General features: G+C 44.5%; 2 protein-coding genes. Both read left to right on the top strand.

Going from position 1 to position 1,963, the window contains the following annotated elements; translation table 11 throughout:
* A partial coding sequence (locus RHS_RS29335; RefSeq protein ID WP_395023669.1) for a hypothetical protein occupies positions 1-1,365 on the top strand: 1,365 nt, incomplete at its 5' end.
* A 20-nt stretch (positions 1,366-1,385) separates the two neighbouring features.
* Positions 1,386-1,963, top strand: a 578-nt coding sequence (locus RHS_RS29330; RefSeq protein ID WP_047835218.1) for a sialate O-acetylesterase, incomplete at its 3' end; no start/stop codon positions are given.

The raw sequence follows: 1,963 nt of genomic DNA, 5'->3' as shown, positions 1-1,963 counted from the left end.
CTGGTAATGGGTGTATCTGATTCCCTGCCTGATATCTTTGCCGCAACGACAATAACGGGTACCTCGGAAAATAATGCGCTTTCCCTTTCGGATATGATCTCGCGAAAAATGCTCTCGCCTCTGCCGGAAGATCTCTCAAAATACCCGGAGGTTATGAAAACAGTAGACTCCCTGCAGCATTTTTTAGAGCAGAAGGACGGAAAAATATATACGTTTCCCAGAACTTCCTTTGGCGATATGGATCTGTCATCTTCGGATGCTGGACTGCTCGTGCGCAAAGACTGGATGGAATCGCTGGGGATAACAGAACCTGAAAATCTGGATGCATTTATTGACATGACGGTAGCTTTTGCGGCAGAAGATCCGGACGGGAATCATATCGATGATACTATCGGATACAATGTGGGAAACCGTACGGCACTTGGCAAATGGCTGATTCTTGGTATTGCACCTGAGTGTAATGTATATACCTGGGTAAAAAAAGACGGACAGTTTCTTCCCTCTTATCTTCTGCCGGAATTTGAAGATGTGGTAAAGGCGTATCGAAAATTGTACGTCAGCGGCGGCCTTGACCCGGAGTTTTATCTTAAGAAGACGGTAGACTCCGTCTATGATTTTGCAAGAGGAAAGCTGGGTGCCCTGGAATATAAGACTTCTCCGGCAGCCCTTTCTGAGATTAAAGCTTATTGGAACCACTACCACGATGAGTCGGAACCATTTGAAGATGCCATAAGTATCTTAAATATTTTCCCCTGTTCGGATGGGAAACGATACAGCAACAGCAGTTCCCCTTTCTGGTCGGAATCTCTGTTTTCTTCCCATGTTGACGAAGAAAAGATGGAAAGAATTTTATATCTGTACGAATACCTGCTGTCGAAAGAAGGATGGTATCTCACTAGATTTGGCATAGAGGGGGAGGATTATGATTTCAAGGACGGGAAATACTCCTGTCTTCCGGATGCCTCCAGTGAAAATGTATCAGAGCTGCTTCTCAAAAAGTATCCCTCATTAAATTTATTTACCAGTCTTGCCTCTTGGGGCGGGTCCAATGATGATTTTGTATCCAGCGAACAGAATAATAAAAGGTATGGACGAAAGATTATGGAAATGTCCAACGGAGCCCTTCACTGGAATCAGGAAAACACCACGATGGTTGAACGGCCCTATGATTTTTTGCAAATGTCAAAAGAAGAGTCTGATATATTTTCAACTTCAACTATGATAGATGAGTTCACCAAAGTCATTATTGGCAATGAAAACCCTGTAAAGATGTGGAAAGAAGTCATTAACCGCTGGAAGGAAGACGGTATACTGACTTACATAGATAATTTAAATAAACAGGCAGAAATGCTGAATATAAAATAAAGCTTAAAGGAGAGATTAGGATGACTGGAGTAATATTAACATCTGCCCCGGATGACTGGGCTATTATTCAAAAAGAGGGAGATTGTGGAAGCATATCCCTGAAAGGGCATTATTCTATACCGGATGCAGCCCTGAACGCGGGTGTAAAATACGCCATTCCGGTAGTGCGCATCATGCAGGAGGATAATAACTATCCGGTAGTTCCATGGACCCCTGCAGAATTTTCACTGTTAGATGAAGAACGGTTTACCGGCACATTTGAAATTACGCTTACACTGCCAAAAGGTGGATTATACCGGATTGAAACGGGAGTGGATTCAGCCAGTACTGACGGCACCTATACCTGGATGTTCCGTGGGGATGTGAGATTTCATATTGGGGTTGGAAATCTGTTTATAGTAGCCGGACAGTCAAATGCAGCCGGATTCGGACAGGATTGGGGCGGGGATGCCCCTGCTTTGGGTGTTCATGTACTGCGCAACAATAACCGCTGGGCTCTTGCCACCCACCCTTTGAACGAATCTACGGATGCCGGCGATGATAATGCAAACACTGAAATTCGTGTATCAGGCACTTCACCCTGGATATCGTTTGGGCG

Source organism: Robinsoniella sp. RHS (assembly GCF_001029355.1).
Classification (GTDB): domain Bacteria; phylum Bacillota; class Clostridia; order Lachnospirales; family Lachnospiraceae; genus Robinsoniella; species Robinsoniella peoriensis.
Note: the sequence above shows the minus strand (reverse complement) of the source record. Positions and strands in the feature narration are given on the sequence as shown.